This is a genomic window from Nocardiopsis sp. CNS-639, assembly GCF_000381685.1.
Taxonomy (GTDB): domain Bacteria; phylum Actinomycetota; class Actinomycetes; order Streptosporangiales; family Streptosporangiaceae; genus Nocardiopsis; species Nocardiopsis dassonvillei.
In genome coordinates this window covers 1-18,456 of the sequence record NZ_KB906876.1, presented here as the reverse complement: position 1 = coordinate 18,456, position 18,456 = coordinate 1, and the positions used below count along the sequence as shown (strand labels likewise).

Below are 18,456 nucleotides of genomic sequence, written 5' to 3'. Positions count from 1 at the left end.
GGCCGTGCGGGCTCCGGTGCTCGGGGCGCTCGTGCTGTTCTACCTTGCTCCCCGCCCCGTGTCACCCGCACGCCCGGGAGCGTCGCCGGTCGCGGTCGGCCCCGGCTCACGTTCCCTCGGTCGCCGCCTGTTCCGGGGCGACGGCGCGGCGGACGCAGTCCCTCAGCAGGGCCCGCCGCTGGTCGTGTACGTCCGGGGGCTCCGCCGCGGTGGCGGCGTAGACGTTGCTCACCGGCGGCCAGGCCATCGACATGGCGATGACCACGGCCATCACGTCGAAGGGGTCGCCCCGCCTGACGCGTCCGGCGGCCTGGGCCTCGGCGATCGCGCGGAGCTTGTGGTCGTCGTAACTCTCGTGCTCCGCGACGAGGTGCCCTTCCGGACGCCGTTCCAGACGGGCCCAGGTGGCGAGGCGGATGAGGTCGGGGCGCGCGAGGTACTCGTCGTAGAGGCGCACGGCCCAGTCGGCCAGGTCGTCGGCGTCGATGGGGGCGACGTTGGTGATGCGCTCCAGCGAGGCGAGGAAGATCGCGTCGAAGAGCCGTTCCTTGTTGCCGAAGTAGCCGTAGAGCTGCGCCTTGTTGGTCCGCGCGGCGGCGGTGATCCGCTCGACGCGGGCTCCGGCGATGCCGTACCGGGCGAACTCCCGCGTGGCGGCGTCCCTGCTCCGCGCCGGGATCACCGTCTGGGAACCGTTCCTGAACAGTGATCAGAAGTAACCCCGGGGGGCCACGCTGGCACCGCACCCATCCCGAACGGTGCTGGATGGGCTGGGTCACCGCGTTCCTGCCCCGTCCGGCCACGCACATCGTGTGCACGCTCCGTGACGGGTGGGCGGTTTCCCTCACGCCCCGAACTCCCCGGTCCGGCCTGAGCGGTCCGATGCCCCACACCATCACTCCGGTGGTGTGGGGGCGGTGCCGTCCGTCGCCGGACCGGGTGGCCCTGGGCGCGCCGCCCGACCTCGATGCTCGCCGCATCGTGCCGGGAGACCTTCCTACGTTTGGTGGACAGGGGTCGCTGCCAATGCTGGGCACCCCACCTTGATGTATAAGCCGGATCCACCGTGATGACCGCCACCCCCAGGGCGTGGGCCATCGACACCAACCGGGACCGCGACCGAGCGGTGGGAAAACCACTGATCAACTGACGAAACTTCTTACGCCGTCCGTACTTCTCCCGGGACTTCTCTGCGGAAAAGTCCAGGTCCTCCACGGCGATGGCCCGCACACCGCTTGTCGTGGTCCAGCGCAGCATCCGGGACAGGGCATGACGCACCTGCGCGTCCCGGTGGGACGCGCTGCCGGACAACTCGAAGGCGAACCGTCGCGCGTTCCCGGTCGGGTTGCCGTGCACGTCGAGTCGCCAGGCGGCCAGGTGGTCGGCGTTGGCGTCCACCCCCACCACCCCGCGGGCCAGCGCCGCTTGCATAGGCAGGGCAGGCACCGCCTGTGGGGTCCAGGACGCGCTCACATACCACCGGCCCTGACCAGGGTCCCGCTCGGTGTCCAGGTGGATCCGGTAGGCCACCGCCCCGTCGGCCTCGACCCGATCAGCCCACTCCGCGCCCCGGTGAGCGAAGACCACCCGGCCCGAGAGCACGTACCGACCATGCGCAGCGTTGACCAGATGCGCCAACGGGGAGGGCAACCGAATACTGACCTGCCCCTCAGGGGTGATACGGATCGTCTCGTTGCCGTAGCGTTTGCCGGACTCACCAGCAGCGGACAGGAAGAAGCGTGCGGCCTCCCACCGGGACCGCCACTGGGCCTGGGTGAGTCCGGCCTGGTCCAGGTGGTGGCGGGTGTTCAACAGCCGCTTGCCACCGCGCACCACCCGTACACGGCCCGCCTCCCAGTCGGCCACCGCCGCCGCATGGCGATGTTCCAAGGCGGCCAGGCGTCGGGACTTGGCGTGCCACTCCCACCGACAGGCGTACCCGCCCGGAGCGCCCTGACTGCCCTTGGCCCCCAGGGGCTGTGAGAGCCGGTGGCGCAGGGTGTCGATCCCCGCCTGGAGGCGGTGCAGGTGGGCGGCCTGGCTGCGGCGGGCCAGCGCCCACTGCTCGTTCGAGGCCCTGGTGATCGCCCCCGCCCACCGCGACGAGGACTGGGGAGTCAGTTGCCGTTTGCGGGCCGCCCAGGAGTCCTTGCCGTGGCCGGTGCCGTCCGCGCACCGGGCGGCCAGGTCCGTGGAGGCGAGCGACCCCAGGTGCGCGCCCACGGCCCGCAGCACCGCCTCGTCCCGTGGTGTGAGGCCCTTGAGCCGATCACGCACGCTCACCCCGGTCGGAGCAGGAGCCAGGAACGGGTCGGCGATCGACCGCAACCGCCGCATGCCCGTACCTGACATCCCTTCCCACCTCCCAATCCTGCCGGTTTCGTCGCTGTGTTCGATACGACCGTAGCCAGGACCAAGGGCGCCTGTCCCGAGAATCAGCAAACTCCTCGGACAGACTTTCCTGGGCGGGCCGTTGACCGGGGTGGGGGCACGCGGCCTCGGCGCCGACGGGTTCGTCGTCTCCACCGACGCCGGGCAGATGGAAGCCGCCCGGAACAGGTTCGACGTGGTCATCGACACCGTCTCCGCTCCCCACGACCCGGCCCCCTACCTGGGCACGGTCGCCATGGACGGCACCCTCAGCCACCTCGGCCACCTCGGCCCGGTCACCGTCGACACCACCGACCTGCTCATCGGCCGCAAGAGTCTCAGCTCTGCGGGCAGCGGCGGACGCCCGTCCACCGCAGCCATGCTGGACTTCTGCGCCGAACACGGCATCACCGCCGACATCGAGCTGCTGCCGTCGTCCCAGGTGAACACGGCGCTCGAACGCCTGGAACGCAACGACGTCCGCTACCGCTTCGTGCTCGACATGTCCGACCTGGACTGAGCGCGGGCCCGGCCGCGGCCCGGGCCGGCCGACGGCACCGCCCCCCGGGGGTACCGTCCTCAGTCCGTCGGTGCGGCTTCGTCTCCTCCCCCGCCACGCACCGTCAGCGGGGAAGAAGGCGGTGCGGGGCGCCGACATGTTCGCGGCCGTCAGGAGCCGGGCGTCTCGGAGCGGTGGGAGCGCCCGTGCTGGCGCCCCAGCCCGAAGTAGTGGCGGAAGTTGTAGATCATCGGGTTCCAGCGCGCGGGATCGACGTGGTCGGTGCCGGGCACCACCAGGCGCTCGTCCGCGTGCACCCGCAGCACCTCGGCCTGGACCACGGTGAAGTCGCCCGAGGCGTCGGCGTCCACGCGCACCGCCCGGGCCTCCAGCTGCAACGGGCACTCGGCCACGCGGGGCGGCGCGACCCGCTGCGACTCCTGCGGGGTCAGGCCCGCGGCGGCGAACTTGTCGGCCTCGAAGCGGCAGCCCGGCGGCTTGCCCGGGGGCACGGGCGAGCGCCCGGTGAGCGGGGCCAGCCGCTCGACGCTGGCCCAGTCCTCGGCGGCGGGGAAGCTGGCCACGAGTTCGGGGCGCTCGGACAGGTTGCGCGCGGTCTGCCCGGTGGCCCCCAGCCCCAGTACCAACAGGTACCCCAGGGCCCAGGCCGAGGAGATCGGAGCGAGATTGGGGGTGCCGTCCTCGTTGACGGTGGAGAGCAGCACCACGGGGGTGCCGAAGTAGAGGATGCGCGGTCGGATGGTGCGGTGGGCGAGGGGCGCGGCGGCGTGCCCCGGGGCCGTTCGCTGGTCGGTGGTCATGACCGGGACTCTAGGAGGCCGACACTTCGGCGGCGGTCGAACTGTTCCCGGCCCTCACGCCACCGGACCGGCGCCCGTGGACCGGTGTCCGGGGTCCAGCACCCGCGGACCGGTGTCCGGGCCGGGACGAGCCCCGGCCCGGACACCGCTGCGGTCAGGCCTTGACCCGGTGGGTGTCGACCGTCCACGCGCGCGCCTGGTCGCTCAGGGTCACTCCCAGGCCGGGCCGGTCGGAGAGGTGCATGCGCCCGCCCGAGATCTCCAGGTGCTCGTTGAAGAGGGGGTCGAGCCACTCGAAGTGCTCCACCCACGGCTCGTGCCGGTAGGCGGCGGCCAGGTGGATGTGGACCTCCATCGCGAAGTGCGGGGCCAGCTGGAGGTGGCGCCGGTCGGCCATCGCCATGACCTGGAGGAACTGCGTGATGCCGCCGATCCGGGGCGCGTCGGGCTGGATGATGTCCGCGCCCCCGTGGCGGATCAGCTCGGCGTGCTCGGCGACGCTGGTGAGCATCTCCCCGGTGGCGATGGAGGTGTCGAAGGTCGCGGCCAGGCGCCCGTGCCCCTCGAAGTCGTAGGCGTCCAGCGGCTCCTCGATCCAGACCAGCCCGAACTCCTCGAAGGCCCGGCACATGCGCTGGGCGTCGGCCCGCGACCACTGCTGGTTGGCGTCCACCATCAGCGGCACGCCGTCGCCCAGGTGTTCGCGCACCGCCGCGACCCGGGCCAGGTCCGTGGCGCTGTCGGGGTGGCCGACCTTGAGCTTGATGCCGCCGATACCGTCGGCCACCGCCGCGGCCGACCTCTCCATGACCTCCTCGACGGGGGCGTGGAGGAAGCCGCCCGAGGTGTTGTAGCAGCGCACCGAGTCGCGGTAGCTGCCGAGGAGCTTGGCCAGCGGCAGGCCCGCCCGCTTGGCCTTGAGGTCCCACAGGGCGATGTCGAAGGGCGCGATCGCCTGGGTGGCCAGCCCGCTGCGGCCCACCGAGGCGCCCGCCCAGACGAGCTTGTCCCAGATCTTGCCCGTGTCGCTGGGGTCCTCCCCCAGCAGGACGGAGGCCACCTCCCGGGCGTGGGCGAACTGCCCCGGGCCGCCCGCCCGCTTGGAGTAGCCGAACCCGACGCCCTCGTGCCCGGCCTCGGTGGTGATCTCGGCGAAGAGCATCGCGACCTCGGTCATCGGCCGCTGGCGCCCGGTGAGGACCTTGGCGTCGCTGATGGGCGTGTTGAGGGGAAGGGTGACCGAGGAGATCGTGACGCTGGTGATGCGGTCCTGCGTGGCCGCTCCGGCGTGCGGGGTCATGGACGTCCTTTTCTCGTGCTCGTGCTCGTGTGCGGGTGTGTGCGTGCGCGGGAACGGCGAACGTCCGCCGGGGCGGTGCCGTGTGCTCGTGTGCGCGGATACCCGGGTGTACGGGAACGGCGGGGTATCCACCGTGGCGGAGCCGCGCCCGCGGCCGGTGGCCTGTCGCCCCCGGACGGCGTCCGGCGCGGCGCCCGCCCGCACCGGAGGCCGCGCCGGGCGGCTCAGGAGGTCTCGATGGCCGCCTCGACCTCGGTCATGAACTGTTCGGCGGCCTCGGCCGGGGTGAGGTCGCCGAAGGCGAGCCCGTCGCTGACGCGGCTGCTGATGTCCACGACCTGACCGGCGCCGATCGGCGCGGGCGGGTTGCCGTCCACGATCGTGCCCTCGATCTCGCTCATGAACTCGGCCATCCGGGCGTCGGACTCGGGCAGGTCGTCGAGGATGGCCTCGCGGACCTCGGTGTTGGCGGGCAGGCCCAGGTCGGCCAGGAGCAGCTCGGACGCCGCCGGGTCGTTGAGCATGTAGTCGACGAAGCGGGCCGCCTCCGCGGGGTGCTCGGAGCCCGCGGAGATCGAGTAGAACATGGCCGGTTTGAAGAACAGGCCGGTCCGGTCGAACTCGGTCTCGCCGGGGTAGCGCAGGAGCTGGATCTCGCGCCCGGAGGCCTCGACCACGTTGCCGAGCTGGTTGCTCCAGAAGTGCGCCATGGCGCCCTCGCCGGTGGCCACGACCGACTGGTCGATGCCGCCCGCCTGGATCTCCACGCTCCGGGCCGCGCTGGGCTGGCCGCCGTTCTCCAGCAGGTCCTGGGTGATCTCGTACCAGGCCTCCAGGGTCTCCTGGGAGAAGCCGAGGCTGCCGTCCTCGTTGTAGAGCGCCTCCCCGTGCTGGCGGGCGAAGACCTGGAAACCGGCCTCGTTGTAGCTCATGCTCTGGGCGCCGGCGATCTCGCCGCCGGTGCCCTCGCTGATCTGCCCGGCGATCTCCACGTAGTCCGCCCAGGTCCAGGTGTCGTCGTCGGGCATCTCCACCCCCGCGGCGGCGAAGGCCTCGGGGTCGGCGTGGATGGAGTAGGCGTTGACGCCGCTGGCCGCGCCGAAGGTCTGCCCGTCCAGCTGGCCGCTCTCGGCGACCAGCGGGTCGATCAGCGACAGGTCCAAGCCCTCGGCCTCGCTCAGGTCGAGCAGGGCGCCGCGGTCGGCGTACTCGCGCAGGTAGCGCTCCTCCTGCATGAGGACGTCCGGGGAGTCGTTGGCCGCGGTGGTGGTGGCCAGGCGGTCCCAGTAGGCGGACCAGTCGGTGGTCTCCGCCGTGATCCGGATGTCGGGGTTGTCCGCCTCGAAGTTCTCGATGACCTGGAGCATGGTGGCCTGGCGCTCGTTGGAGCCCCACCAGGAGAAGCGCAGCTCGACGGTGCCGTCGTCGGAGCCCGAGCAGGCGGAGGCGAGCAGGACCGTCGCCGCGGCCGCGGCGGTCGCGGACAGGGCGGTGCCGCGGCGGCCGTGTCGGCGCACTCGGCCCGGGGGTACGCGCATGGTGGTGTTTCCCTTCGGCTTCCGGCTCGCGCCGGTGACGGCTGTGGCTTCGGTGGGGGCGTCCGCGCCCGGCCGTCCGGGGGGACGCGGACACGGACGTGTGCGTGGGAACACAGGGGAGAAACGGCTCGAAGTGGTCTGGTAAGCGCTATCCAAGGACTATGATGTTCAGTTTCTAGCACCGCGTTCACATGGGTGTCAATGGTTCACATCCATGGACCGCCTGGTGGACCACCCCGCCGCATCGGCGCCCCCTTCGGCCGCGCCCGGCACCGCACAGGCCCGCCGCCGCATGCTCTCCGCGCCCCTCCACGGGCCCGCCGCGCACCCCCGGTTCCGCGCCACGCGCCCGCCACCACGCGTGTTCTCGCTGCCAGCAATGCTTTCGGAGCCCACGGTGGCGCTGGCAGCACGGTCGCTGGAAGGGGGACGACGCGCACTGCCGAGTCCGCATGCCGCCGAGCACCGCCGACTCCGCATGCCACTGGGCGCAGGACACAGCCGGACACCATGCACCGCCGACTTCGCGTGCCGTTGGGCACCATGCACCGCCGAGCACCGCGCACCATGCGCACCATGTGCACCAGGACGGCCTCCCATTCCTCCGTCCTTGCCTCCATACCGGAAAGCGCTTACCCTTCCCTGGTGCGCAGCGAAAGTCCATGGGGCGAAAGCCCTCACCCGCGTCGGTGGGCACGCCCGCTCATGGCGGGCCGCGCCGGTGGGGTGGGGCGACCCGCAGTGGACCCGTGTGCGACACCGCGCCGTGGTGAGGGCGGTACCGACCGGCGCCCTGCTCCGGGGCGCCCGTCGGCACGGCGGACCGGGGGCCGTGCCTTGTTCAGGGGCGGCCCCGGCCGGGGGCCAGCACCGCTCCGGCGAGGGGCACCAGGGCGAGCAGGAGCCAGGGCAGCGGCCCGCCCAGGTCCAGCAGCGCCCCCGCGGGCACACTGCCCAGGAGCACCACCAGCCCCGACAGCGAGGACAGCGCGCCCGTGAACAGGCCCAGGTGGCGGTCCTCGACCAGGTCGGGGATCCAGGCCCGCACCGTGGGCACGATGAGCACCTGGCCCAGGGTCAGCGCGGTGACGAACACCGCGGAGGGCACGAGCCCGCCCAGCGCGCCGACCGGCATCGACGCGGCGGCCCCGGCGAAGCCCAGGCAGATCAGCACCAGCCCCCACACCAGCGTCGCGCGCCGCGTCAGGCGGGCGGAGGCCCAGCGCAGCATCGGCATCTGCGTGACGATGTAGAGCAGCGACGCCCAGGCCAGCAGCCAGCCCAGCGCCGTCTGGGAGCCGGTCGCCCGCTCCACCTCCGCCGGCAGGGCCAGGTAGAGCTGGTTGTAGGCCAGCAGGTAGCCGCTGTAGGCCAGGCTCAGCGCCAGGAACCGGCGGTTGCCCAGCAGCAGCCGCAGTCCCTCCCGCAGGCGCGGCGTCCCCCGGTCGGCTGTTGCGGGCGCGCCCGGCGCGGTGCGGGGCATCAGCCGCAGGTGCCCGGCCAGCACGGCGGCGAAGACCGCGGCCCCGGCCAGGCAGGCGGCGCGGAAGCCGCCGAGCAGCAGCAGGGCGCCCAGCGGCGGTCCGACGAGGGTTCCCGCCTGCCCCGCGACGGAGAACAGGGCGAGCATCCGGGTGCGGGGTTCACCGGTCCTCCGCTCGTGCCGCACTGCCTGGCGCACGATCTCGGTCTCCACGGCCGGGGAGAACAGCGCGGCGGCGAAACCGATGAGCAGTACCGAGGCGATGACCGACGCGGTGCCCTGCGCGAAGCCGAGCCAGCAGAACCCGGCCACGCGCAGCGCGCAGCCCGCCAGCACCACCGGGCGCGCACCGAACCGGTCGGTGAGCGTGCCGCCCACCACGAACAGACCCTGCTGGCTGAACGTGCGCAGGCCCAGCACGAGGCCGACCAGCCACCCGGCCAGGCCCAGAGCGCCGCCGAGGTGGTCGGCGAGGTAGGGCAGGACCGCGAAGAAGCCGACGTTGAACGCGAACTGCGAGCCGATCAGCAGCAGGGGCAGCGCGGGCAGTCCGCACACGTCGCGCAGCGCCGCGGCCCCGCGGGCGGTGGTCCGGGACAGGACGTTCCCGCTCCCGTTTCCGCTCCCAGCCCTGTCCCCGACCCCGCTCCCGGCCCTGTTCCCGGCCCTGTTCCCGGACTCGCTCCCGGTTCCGGCCCTGCTCCCGTTCCCGATCTCGTCCCCGCCCCCGTTCTTGTTCCCGTGCCCGCTTCCGCTCCCGTGCCCGCTCTTGCTCCCGTGTCCGTTCCTGCGGGGCTGCCGTGCCGGACTCACGGGGCGCTCGGCAGCGGCCGGTCCCCGGAGGCGCCGGGGAGGGCCGGGACGGCCTCCACCAGTTCGCGGGTGTAGGGGTCGGCGGGGTCGGAGCACACCCGATGGGCGGGGCCGGTCTCCACCAGCCGTCCCGCGCGCATGACCGCCGCGCGGTGCGCGACGTGCCCGACGAGCGCCAGGTCGTGGCAGATGAACAGGTAGCCCAGTCCCAGTTCGTCCTGGAGACCGGTGAGCAGGTTGAGCACCCCGGCGCGCACGGAGGAGTCCAGGGCCGACACCGGTTCGTCCAGGACCAGCAGGCGCGGCTCGCAGGCCAGCGCGCGGGCGATCCCCACCCGCTGGCACTGCCCGCCGGAGAGCTCGTGCGGCAGCCGGTCGCCGTGCGCGGGGTCCAGTCCGACCTTCTCCAGGAGTTCGGCCACCCGGGCGGGACCGGTCGCGCGGTCCCAGCGGCCGTGGATGCGCAGGGGTTCGGCGACGGCGTCGCGCACGCGCAGGCGCGGGCTGAGCGAGCCGTAGGGGTCCTGGAACACCGGCTGGATCGCGGGGCGCAGGGCGCGCAGCTCCCTCTCGCCCATGGCGGTCAGCTCCCGGCCCTCGAAGAGCACCGTCCCGCCCTGGGGGCGGCGCAGCCCGATCACGGCCGCGGCGGTGCTGGACTTGCCGCACCCCGACTCCCCGACCAGGGCGAGCGTCTCCCCCGCGCCGACGTCGAAGGAGATCCCGTCGACGGCCGTGACCGGGGCGGCCCGCCGGGTGCGGCCCGGGTAGCGCACCACCAGGTCGCGCACGCTCAGCAGCGGTGGGGTGGTCATGTCGTCCTTTCCCGTGGTGTGTGCGCGGTGTCCGTGAACAGGGAGGAAGCCGGGTCGGGCAGGTCCTGCCAGCGGTGGCACGAGACCAGCCTGCCCGACTCCCCGGCTACCGCGGGTGAGGGCTCCTCGGCGTGGCACCGATCCTCCGCCAGCGGGCAGCGGGGCGCGAAGACGCAGCCGCCGGGCAGCGCCTCCGGTGAGGGGGGCGTTCCGGCGATGGCGGGCAGGCGGCGGTCCCCGGTCCCGGGCCGGGGCAGCGCGGCGACCAGGCCGGCGGTGTAGGGGGCGCGCGGCCGGGTCAGGACCGGCCCCACCGGGCCCGACTCGACGTGGCGTCCGGCGTAGACGACCACCACCCGGTCGGCGTAGCCGCCGACGACGCCCAGGTCGTGGGTGACCAGGACGACCGCGGTGCCGGTCCGCTCCCGCAGCCCGCACAGCAGTTCCAGCGTCCGGGCCTGCATCCTGGGGTCGAGGGCGGTCGTGGGCTCGTCGGCGAAGACCAGGGCGGGTTCGTTGACCGTGGCCATCGCGATGACCGCCCGCTGGCGCATGCCGCCGGAGAACTCGTGCGGGTAGGCGTGCGCGCGTCGGGCGGCGTCGGGGATGCCGACCCGGTCCAGCGCGGCCACCGCCCGCTCCCACGCCGCGGCCCGGCTCATCCGACGCACGGAGCGCAGGGCGCGTACGAGCTGGGCGCCCACGGTGTGCACGGGGCTGAGCACGGCGAGCGCGTCCTGGGGCACCAGGGACATCCGCCGACCGCGCAGGGGCCGCAGGACGGCGGGTGGTGCGCCGACCAGCTCCTGCCCGTCCAGGCGGACGCTTCCGGTGACGGAGGCGCCGTAGGGCGCCATGCCCAGGACGGCGCGGGCGGTGACCGACTTCCCGGCCCCGGACTCCCCCACGAGCGCGAGCACCTCGCCGGGGCGCACGTCGAAGGAGAGCCCGCGCACGGCGCGGGCCCCGCCCCCTCGCCGCCCGGGCAGGGTGACCCGCAGGTCGCGGACCGACAGCAGGGCCTCGTCGCTCATCTGCGTCCTTCCGGGGAGAGTTCGGCCTTCGGGCCGGGGAAGAGGGGGAACGGGCCCCGCGCGGCGGGGCGGCGGACGCGGCCGCGCGTCCGGGACGGGCAGACGACCGCCGCGCCCGCGCGGCCCGCGGGGAGGAGCCCGCCTTCTTCGCAGGTCACGTCAGGGCTCCTGGGGACGGTGCGGTCGCGGCCGGACGGGAACCCCGGCGCCACGGGAGTGTCCACGAGCCCTGGGGAAGCGTGGACGAGGAGACGGCGAACGCGGCCAGCAGCAGGAGCATGGCGGCCGGGGCCAGCGCGGCCAGGGGCGCGCGCTCCACGTAGGCCAGGGACTCCGACAGGCTCAGGCCCCACTCCGCCGAGGGCGGCTGCGAGCCCAGGCCGAGGAAGCCGAGCGAGGCGATGGCCAGCGCGATGCCCGGCAGGCGCAGCACGGCGTGGCGGGCCACCGGCCCCAGGACCGCGGGCAGCACGTGCCGGACCAGGATCCAGCGGGCGTCGGCGCCCAGGGCCCGCTGCGCGGTCAGGTAGGCGGCCGCGCGCGTCTCCTGGACCAGCGCGGAGGTGTGCGCGGCCAGCGGGGGCCAGGAGACCAGGGCCACGGCCACGGCGGCGCCGAGGGGGCCGGGGCCGGCGATGGCGGCCACCAGGATTCCGGCGATCACCGGGGGCAGGGCGTTGGCCATCTCCGAGGCGCCCGCCGACAGCGCGGGAACGAACCCGATCAGCAGGGCCGCGGCCAGGCTGGCCAGGCACACCAGCGCCGCGGTGCCCACGGTGGCCAGGGCGCCGTGCCCGAGCCGGGCCAGGACGTCGCGGCCGACCGCGTCGGTGCCCAGGGGGTGGTCCCAGGAGGGGGCGGCGAGGCGCTGGGCCACCTCGACGGTCATGGCGTCGCGGGTCAGGCCCCACAGGCACACCGCCAGGATCAGCGCCGCGCACACCGCGGGCACCGAGCGGCGCACGGCCCCCGCGGGGGCGGTGGGCGGCGGGGGCAGGGTCAGGGCCGCGTCGTTCAGGCCGGGGCCCAGCAGGAGGCGACGGGCGGCCTGGGCGGCGACCCCGGCCGCGGTGCCGAGCAGCACGAGGCCGAGCACGGCGCCCTGGAGCAGCGGCAGGTCCTGGGACTGGGCGGCGCCCAGGGCGGTGCGGCCGATCCCGGGGACGGCGAAGACCGTCTCCACCGCGACGGCGCCGCCGGTCAGGCCGACGACGACCATGGCGAACTGGGGGATGAGGGCGGGGGTGGCCCGGCGCAGTGCCGCGGCGGCGACGGCGGCCGGGGAGCAGCCCGAGGCCGTCCACAGCCCCACCCAGCGCTCGGTGAGGACGGCGGGCAGCGCGTCGTCGAGCAGCCGTCCCAGCAGTCCTCCCGCGGGCAGGCCCAGCGCCAGCGCCGGGAGCACGAGGTTCACCGGCTCCTGCCAGCCGTAGGGCGGCAGCCAACCCAGCCACACCGAGAGGGCGACCATGAGCAGGACGGCGACGAGGAACTCGGGCAGGGCCGTGAGCATCGCGGCGGCGGCCCCGCTGCCCGACCCGCCCGGGCGCAGGGTGCCGCGCGCCCCGCGCACCAGCGTGGGGGCGCACAGCACGGCCGCGACGAGCAGGGCGACGGCGAGCGCGGCGCCCATGACCGTCAGGGACACGCCCATGGCCGAGACGACCGAGGGCAGCACGGGCGCGTCGGAGACCCAGGACCGGCCCAGGTCGCCCTGGAGTACGCCGCCGAACCAGCGGGCGAGGGTCACCGCGGGACCGTCGGCCAGGCCGAGGTCCTCGCGGATGGCGTCGAGCACCTCGGGCGTGGGCGCCTGCTCGGCCGAGCGGGCGCGCAGCACCGACAGGGCGGGGTCGCGTCCGGACAGCCAGGGCAGGAGCCCGACGACGACCGTGACCAGGACCAGGGCGGCGACGCGCGAGACCAGGGGCAGGAGCCACCCGGTCCCGCGGGCGCCGGTGCGGTCGGGAGCGGCGGCGTCCATCAGTTCAGCCGGGTCCGCGGGGTGACGAGCAGGCGCTCGCGCGGGTCCTTGGCCGAGTCCACGACGTTGGCGGCGTCGCCCTGGATGACGCGTTCGTGCAGCATGGGGATGGCGGCGTCGGTGGCCAGGACGGCTGCCTCGGCCTCCAGGATCGCGGCGCGCCGCTCGTCGCCCGCGGGGGTGCGCTCGGCCTCCTCCAGGGCCGCGTCCACCTCCTCGTCGCACAGCTGGGCGATGTTGAAGGAGCCGTCGCAGGAGAAGTCGCTCGTCATGTAGGCGACCGGGTCGCCGGAGTCCAGGACGGTGGCGCGGGAGAGGATGAACGCGTCGAACTCGCCGTTGAGGGCGTCCTCCTCGATGTTGGCGTACTCGCGCACGACTTGTTCGACCTCGAACCCGGCCTCCTCCAGCTGCTGCTCCAGGACGGTGGCCACCTCGGGCAGCTCGGGGCGGTCGGTGAAGGTGGCCAGGGTGATGGCGGCGCCGTCGGGGTCGGCGGCCCCGGTGGCCTCCGGGCGTTCGGGGCGGTCGGCGGCCCAGGGCAGCGCGGGGCCCAGCAGTCCCTCGGCCACGTCCGCGCGCCCCTCGTAGACGCCGTCCACCAGCGTCGGGCGGTCGATGGCCTCGCGGGCTGCGGCGCGCAGGCCGGGGTCGGTGAAGGGCCCGTCCTGGGTGTTGAGGTAGAGGGTGTTGGTGCGCGGCATCGGGACCTCGGTGATGAGTTCCGGGTCCAGCAGGGCGGCCTGGGACGTGGGCACGGCCTCGACGATGTCGGCCTCGCCGGTGCGCAGGGCGGCGGCGCGGGCGGTGCCGTCGGGCACGAAGCTGACGTCGATGCCCGGGGCCAGGGCGGCCTCACCCCAGTAGCCGTCGTAGCGGTCCAGGCTCGCGGAGGTGGTGCCGTTGACCTCGACCAGTTCGAAGGGGCCCGAGCCGGTGCCGACCGGGCTGACCGTGTCGCCCTCGTAGGCGCTCTCGGCCAGGATCGACAGCTGCGGCGAGGACAGGCGCTGGGGGACGAGCGGGTCGGCCTCGGCGGTGGTGACGGTGACCGTGTCGCCCTCGGCCTCGACCCCGAGTTCGACGCCGTCGAGGATGCGCGGCTTGGGCGAGGCCTGCGCGGCGTACTCCAGGGAGTGGGCGGCCACGTCGGCGGTCAGCTCCGTGCCGTCGTGGAAGGTCACCCCGTCGCGGATGGTGAAGGTCCAGGTGGTGTCGTCCACCTGGGTCCAGTCGGTGGCCAGGCCGGGCTGGGGGTCGCCGACCTCGTCCAGGACGACGAGGGTCTCGGCGGTGCTCCAGCGCGAGAGCTTGAAGGCGTCGTCGGTGAGCGGCGAGAGGGCCGACCTCGGCGGCAGCAGCATCGCCACCGCGATGCGCCCGTCCTCCTCGGAGGCGGCGGTGTCGCCGCCGGAGGGGAGGCAGGCGGTCAGCAGGAGGGCGGAGGCGGCGGCCAGGCAGGCGCCGGGAGGGATCTTGCGCAGGTGCACGGCGGTTCTTCCGGGTCGGGGGCGGGGAGGCCGCCGCGGCGCGCGGACGCCTCAGCGGACCAGAGCAGCATATGACAACCGTTTTCATTATTGATCCCCCACACCCCGCCCAACAGGGACGAAGCGGGACGCGGGGGCGCGCCGGGCCGCCGCACTGGGGGGCGCGGAAGCCCGGCGTGGAAGGGGATACCCGGTTTGTCCCAGGGGTCTCGGCCGCCGGGGTCATGGGCGGCCCGGGCCCGCACGAGAGGCCCACGCCACGCGGGGAAGTGAGGCCCGCCACTCCCCGTGCGTCTCGCCGGCCCCGGCCCCGGCGGTCGGCCGCTCGGGAGGCCCTCCTCCGCCGCCGACCGGATCGGACGCCCCGACGACCGTGAGGACCGCACCCGTCCGCGCATTCAGGCAAGGGCGGAACCGCTCGATTTCCCCGCCACCGCGCACCCGCTCATGGAAATGGCCGGAACCGGCCACCCCCGCACCGTTCCGCGAACTCGCCGGCTTCCTGTCCAGCGCTTTCGATCCATCCGGCAAGCGTTCCACGGAACAATCACCCCTTGACTCGAACACAGAAAGCCATGCTAATCTCACGATACGTTTCAGGAACTCCTCGACCCCCGTCAAAATCCGATGGAGCCAGGGATAAATTCCACTGGAACGGAGAGAGGTTCCTGTCCAGCCAAGCCAGTGGACTTCTCTGGGCGCAGAGCGCGCCCACCTGCCGACCACGACCCGATTCAACAGCGAGAGGAAGACCGCATGTCGCTCGAAGAGCTGAAGGACAAGATCGACAACGAGCTCGCCGAGAAGCTCGAGGAGTACGCCCAGTCCTGCTGCGCCGAGATCTACTAGATCGACGAACCGGGGCGGGCGCGGACACTCCTCCGGGCCCGCCCCGCCCCCCGCACCGAGGAGTAGCCCTGTGAGTACAGCAACCCTGGTCAACATACCGGACGAGTACCGAGAACTGGTGGTCGAGCACTTCGAGGACCGCAGCCGGGAAGAGGTTCACCGGCAGATCGACGAGTGCCTGAAGTTCCTCCACATCGTCTCGGTGAACAAGGGGCGGTTCATCCCGCTCACCCGCGAGGCGGATGAGGTCTGGCACGAGATGATCGTACAGACGAAGTTCTACATGGACCTCTGCGAATCGCTTCCCGGAAAGCGTTACATCCACCACCAGAGCGTCGGGTTCGCCGAATACGGAGAGCGCATCGGGAAGCACAAAGCCGTTTCCCAGTTCCTGGAATGGGTTCCTGACTACCTGGAGACTTTCGGCGAGTTCACCCCGGAGACCGCGAAGGACTGGGCAGTCGTGCAGTTCCTCCAACAGGAGTTCAACCTGACTCTGGAGCAGATCAACAACCTGGAACGCTGAAAAACACATGCCAGCAAAACCCGTCAAGGGAAAAGGCAGAGCCACACGGGACTTCCTGTCGCGTGGCACGAAGATGGCCCTGGCCATGTTCCTCCCCGGAGCCAGGGTCCTGGTCTTCTTCTCCGCTCTGAGCGCCTACGGTCCCGAAGTCCCGGCGTCCTACGGGAGCACGCTCTCCCTTCTGCTGGTGGTCATGTCCCTGGGCACGGCCTACCAGATCCTCGTGGTCGCCCGCCTGCGCGGGGAAACGCTCCTGCGGGACACGGAGAAACCGGCCGCCCTCGCCGCCGTGGTGCTGGCCGGCTCCGTGTTCCTCTCCGCGGCCGCCCTCGTGGCGGGAGGCGGCGCCCTCTTCTTCCAGCACTCACCCGCCCTGTTCGCCGCCTACTACCTCGCCTGCCTTCCGTCCGTGTTCATCGCTCCCCTGATGTACGCCGCCGGGGGGATCCTGGTGGTCACCGGCCAGGAGGGCGTGCGCCTGCGCACGAGCGCGGAGAACTTCGCCGGTTACGCGGTACTCGCCGCCGCGGTGTTCCTGTGGCAGCCGCCGCCGGTGGTCGCGCTGGTGGTGATCGGCGCGGGCTGCTCCCTGATCGACCTCGCGACGCTCGTCCGCACCGTGCTGCGCACTGAGCCACGGGCGAGGACCGCCGCCGTCAGGGCGGTGCGCACCGGCGCCCGGAGGATGTTCTCGGCGCACGTGATGCGCTCCGTTCCGGGCTCCTTCTCGGGATCGTTCGACGTCCTCGTGCTGGTGGTGACCTTCGCTCTGGTCGCGCAGATCGCCACCTCCCTGCCGGTGGCCCAGGCCGCCGCCACCGTCGCCTTCATCACGGTCGTCCGCACACTGGTGGTACCGCTCAAGCCCTACGGCATGGTGGCGGGCCGACTCCTGCGCACCGCCGAAGGCGTTCCCGAGGACCCCACGCGCCGGCTGCGCCTGTTCACCGCGTCCATGGCTCTTGTGCTGTGGCCGGTCGCGCTGCTGTTCCTGGCCGCTCCCGGCCCGATCGCCGGACTGCTGGGCCTGGAACAGGAGCCCCTGGTGCTCTGGGGTGTGCGACTGGTGGGCGTCCAACTGCTGCTGGAACCCTGGGCGGGTTTCCTGTCGTCGGTGCTCAAGGTCGTCGTCGCACCCCACGCCACCGTGCGCGGCCTCGTCGTCCTGCTGTGGTGCACCGCTCTGCCGGTGATCGCGCTGTTGGCCCTGGCCGGACTCCTGAACCTGCTGTCCCTGTGGCTGGTCCTGGTCACGGCCCGCGCCGGATTCGCCCTGTACACGGTGTACACGGCCAGGCGTTTCGTGTTACGGACGGAGGCAGCGCGTTGACGGAGGCAACCGGGCCGCCCGCGGGCACGCGCTTCTCGGATCCGCCCGTGCCCGGGGTGGACCTGACCGAGTCGGATCTGGACGCGGACACGCGTTTCAAGGAACGGGTCGTCCGCGTCCTCGTCGAGGAACCGTGGAACCGCTATCCGGAGCGCATACCGGTCAACGCCTCGGAACACCTGGCCGACGCGCTCGGTGTGGCTCCCGGACGCCTCTCCCTCACCTCCGGCTGCACCGAGGCACTGCGGTGCGCCTTCCTCCACGCACACCACCGCGGCATGGCGCTCCACGTGCCGGTCCCCTCCTATCCCGGCTATGCCCGCGTTCTGCGCACCTTCGGGGCGGACCACCACACCTACGACGCGCGGACCGCGCCCTCCGAACTCGTCCGACACGTGAGCACCCTGCCGGACCGGAGTGCGCGGGCGGTGGTGCTGGGTTCGCCGGGGAACCCGGTCGGCCCCCTCTGGACGGTCCCGGAACTGGACCGTCTGGCCGACACGAGTATCGGTCTGGTGATCCTGGACCTGACGTACGCGCTCTTCCACCCCGGGGCGGAAGCCTTTCTGCGGTACGAGCACCCGAACGTCGTCCAGTGCCTGAGCCTGTCCAAATCGCACTCGTTGGCCGGGGTCAGGATCGGTGCGATGGCGGCCGACCCCGAGGTCCTCGGGCAGCTACGGAAACTACAGCCGGACTTTCCGCTGGACCTGTTCCAGCTGGGCGTGTGCCATGCCATCGGCGAGTCCTCCTTCCTGGCGGAGAGCCAGGACAGAGCTCACCGGGTGCTCGGTATCACCGGTGCCATCGCGGGCGTGTTGGAGCAGACGGATGGAATCACGGTCGTCTCCGACCAGAACACCAACTTCGTCACCGCTTCCATGGACGGTGTGTGGTGGGACGTACTGGCCGGTGTCGTCCGGGAGGGGGGACTCAGGGCGAAGGTGTTCGAGCGGAACCGCCTGATCAGGTTCACGTCCACCGCGCACAACCTGGAGCTTCTTTCCTCCTTGCTCCAGAGCCGGGTACGCGGACGGCTTCCCGGCGGACTTCCGTAAGCACCGTCCGCGTCGGCACCCCGCCGGGCGGCGGGGCGGCGCCGACAGCTGCCCGGCGCCGCGGCCGGAACGGTTCGCCAACCGGCTCCGGACCGCGGTGGTCTCGTACCTGTAGCGAGGTCGGGCGTCCGAGGCGCGCTGGAGGTACAAGACCACCGCGAAGGAGGGCCTCCTGGTTCGCACCGGCGACCTTTCCGGTCCGGCGGCTACTGAGTTTTTCGTTAGTTGTGTGGGGTTGGAGGGTGGATCTCCAGCCCGGTGTGAGCCAGGAAGGCCCATGGGAGTCGGTCCTCTTCGCAGACACGGTTGATGCCTTGCTCCGCCGCGTCGGCGACATCGGCCAGGTGGTCACCGGCCACGTTGGCCAACTCCCGGGTCTTGATCGCTGACCACAGCATCTCCACGGGGTTGAGTTCGGGGGCATAGGCGGGCAGCCGTTCCAGAGTCAGCCAGTCCTGCTCAGCGACCCAGGTACGCATGGCCCGGCTCCAGTGCGCGGAAAGCCCGTCCCAGACCAGCACGACCTGTTCACCTTCGTAGAAGGTC

General features: G+C 72.8%; 15 protein-coding genes. 4 read left to right on the top strand and 11 right to left on the bottom strand.

Features of this window, described 5'->3' with window-relative positions; all coding sequences use genetic code 11:
• Positions 1–106: 106 nt before the first annotated feature.
• Both G011_RS0125175 and G011_RS30250 read right to left on the bottom strand, forming a co-directional pair.
• Positions 107–682: a TetR family transcriptional regulator gene (locus G011_RS0125175; protein WP_019610881.1), complete on the bottom strand. Its 576-nt coding sequence runs from the start codon at positions 680–682 to the stop codon at positions 107–109.
• On the bottom strand, positions 679–2,352 hold the full coding sequence (locus G011_RS30250; RefSeq protein WP_231391590.1) for a transposase: 1,674 nt from the start codon (positions 2,350–2,352) through the stop codon (positions 679–681). The genes G011_RS0125175 and G011_RS30250 overlap by 4 nt, the downstream gene beginning before the upstream one ends.
• A 130-nt stretch (positions 2,353–2,482) precedes the next feature.
• Between G011_RS30250 and G011_RS0125165 the strand changes: the two genes are divergently transcribed.
• A complete protein-coding gene (locus G011_RS0125165) occupies positions 2,483–2,890 on the top strand; it encodes a hypothetical protein (protein WP_231391589.1) in 408 nt (135 codons plus the stop codon).
• Between the two features lie 149 nt (positions 2,891–3,039).
• Here the strand turns inward: G011_RS0125165 and G011_RS0125160 are convergent, their stop codons facing one another.
• The 8 genes from G011_RS0125160 to G011_RS0125125 all read right to left on the bottom strand — a co-directional run bounded on the left by G011_RS0125160 (position 3,040) and on the right by G011_RS0125125 (position 14,147).
• Complete coding sequence (locus G011_RS0125160; RefSeq protein ID WP_019610879.1) at positions 3,040–3,690, bottom strand: flavin reductase family protein; 651 nt, start codon at positions 3,688–3,690, stop codon at positions 3,040–3,042.
• Between the two features lie 154 nt (positions 3,691–3,844).
• Entirely contained in the window at positions 3,845–4,990 is a 1,146-nt protein-coding gene (locus tag G011_RS0125155) for an L-talarate/galactarate dehydratase (RefSeq protein WP_013152100.1), read from the bottom strand.
• Between the two features lie 224 nt (positions 4,991–5,214).
• Complete coding sequence (locus G011_RS0125150) at positions 5,215–6,528, bottom strand: ABC transporter substrate-binding protein (protein ID WP_026338645.1); 1,314 nt, start codon at positions 6,526–6,528, stop codon at positions 5,215–5,217.
• An 841-nt stretch (positions 6,529–7,369) separates the two neighbouring features.
• A complete protein-coding gene (locus G011_RS0125145; RefSeq protein ID WP_231391588.1) occupies positions 7,370–8,569 on the bottom strand; it encodes an MFS transporter in 1,200 nt (399 codons plus the stop codon).
• A 251-nt stretch (positions 8,570–8,820) separates the two neighbouring features.
• Positions 8,821–9,639 (bottom strand): ATP-binding cassette domain-containing protein, encoded by an 819-nt coding sequence (locus tag G011_RS0125140; protein ID WP_019610876.1) that lies wholly within the window; start codon positions 9,637–9,639, stop codon positions 8,821–8,823.
• On the bottom strand, positions 9,636–10,673 hold the full coding sequence (locus tag G011_RS0125135) for an ABC transporter ATP-binding protein (RefSeq protein ID WP_019610875.1): 1,038 nt from the start codon (positions 10,671–10,673) through the stop codon (positions 9,636–9,638). Before G011_RS0125135 ends, G011_RS0125140 begins: the two co-directional genes overlap by 4 nt.
• A 154-nt stretch (positions 10,674–10,827) precedes the next feature.
• A complete protein-coding gene (locus tag G011_RS0125130; RefSeq protein ID WP_019610874.1) occupies positions 10,828–12,657 on the bottom strand; it encodes an ABC transporter permease subunit in 1,830 nt (609 codons plus the stop codon).
• On the bottom strand, positions 12,657–14,147 hold the full coding sequence (locus G011_RS0125125) for an ABC transporter substrate-binding protein (RefSeq protein WP_019610873.1): 1,491 nt from the start codon (positions 14,145–14,147) through the stop codon (positions 12,657–12,659). The genes G011_RS0125130 and G011_RS0125125 overlap by 1 nt, the downstream gene beginning before the upstream one ends.
• Positions 14,148–15,066: 919 nt before the next feature.
• On the opposite strand from G011_RS0125125, the gene G011_RS0125115 reads away from it, so the two are divergent.
• The 3 genes from G011_RS0125115 (at position 15,067) to G011_RS0125105 (ending at position 17,910) form a co-directional block, all read left to right on the top strand.
• Positions 15,067–15,522, top strand: coding sequence for a hypothetical protein (locus G011_RS0125115; protein WP_019610871.1), 456 nt, complete (start codon positions 15,067–15,069; stop codon positions 15,520–15,522).
• A gap of 85 nt (positions 15,523–15,607) precedes the next feature.
• Positions 15,608–16,852 (top strand): hypothetical protein, encoded by a 1,245-nt coding sequence (locus G011_RS0125110; RefSeq protein ID WP_231391587.1) that lies wholly within the window; start codon positions 15,608–15,610, stop codon positions 16,850–16,852.
• Positions 16,849–17,910: an aminotransferase class I/II-fold pyridoxal phosphate-dependent enzyme gene (locus tag G011_RS0125105; RefSeq protein WP_019610869.1), complete on the top strand. Its 1,062-nt coding sequence runs from the start codon at positions 16,849–16,851 to the stop codon at positions 17,908–17,910. The genes G011_RS0125110 and G011_RS0125105 overlap by 4 nt, the downstream gene beginning before the upstream one ends.
• Positions 17,911–18,131: 221 nt before the next feature.
• Here the strand turns inward: G011_RS0125105 and G011_RS0125100 are convergent.
• Positions 18,132–18,456: transposase (locus G011_RS0125100; protein WP_019610386.1), on the bottom strand; the 325-nt coding region annotated here is incomplete at its 5' end.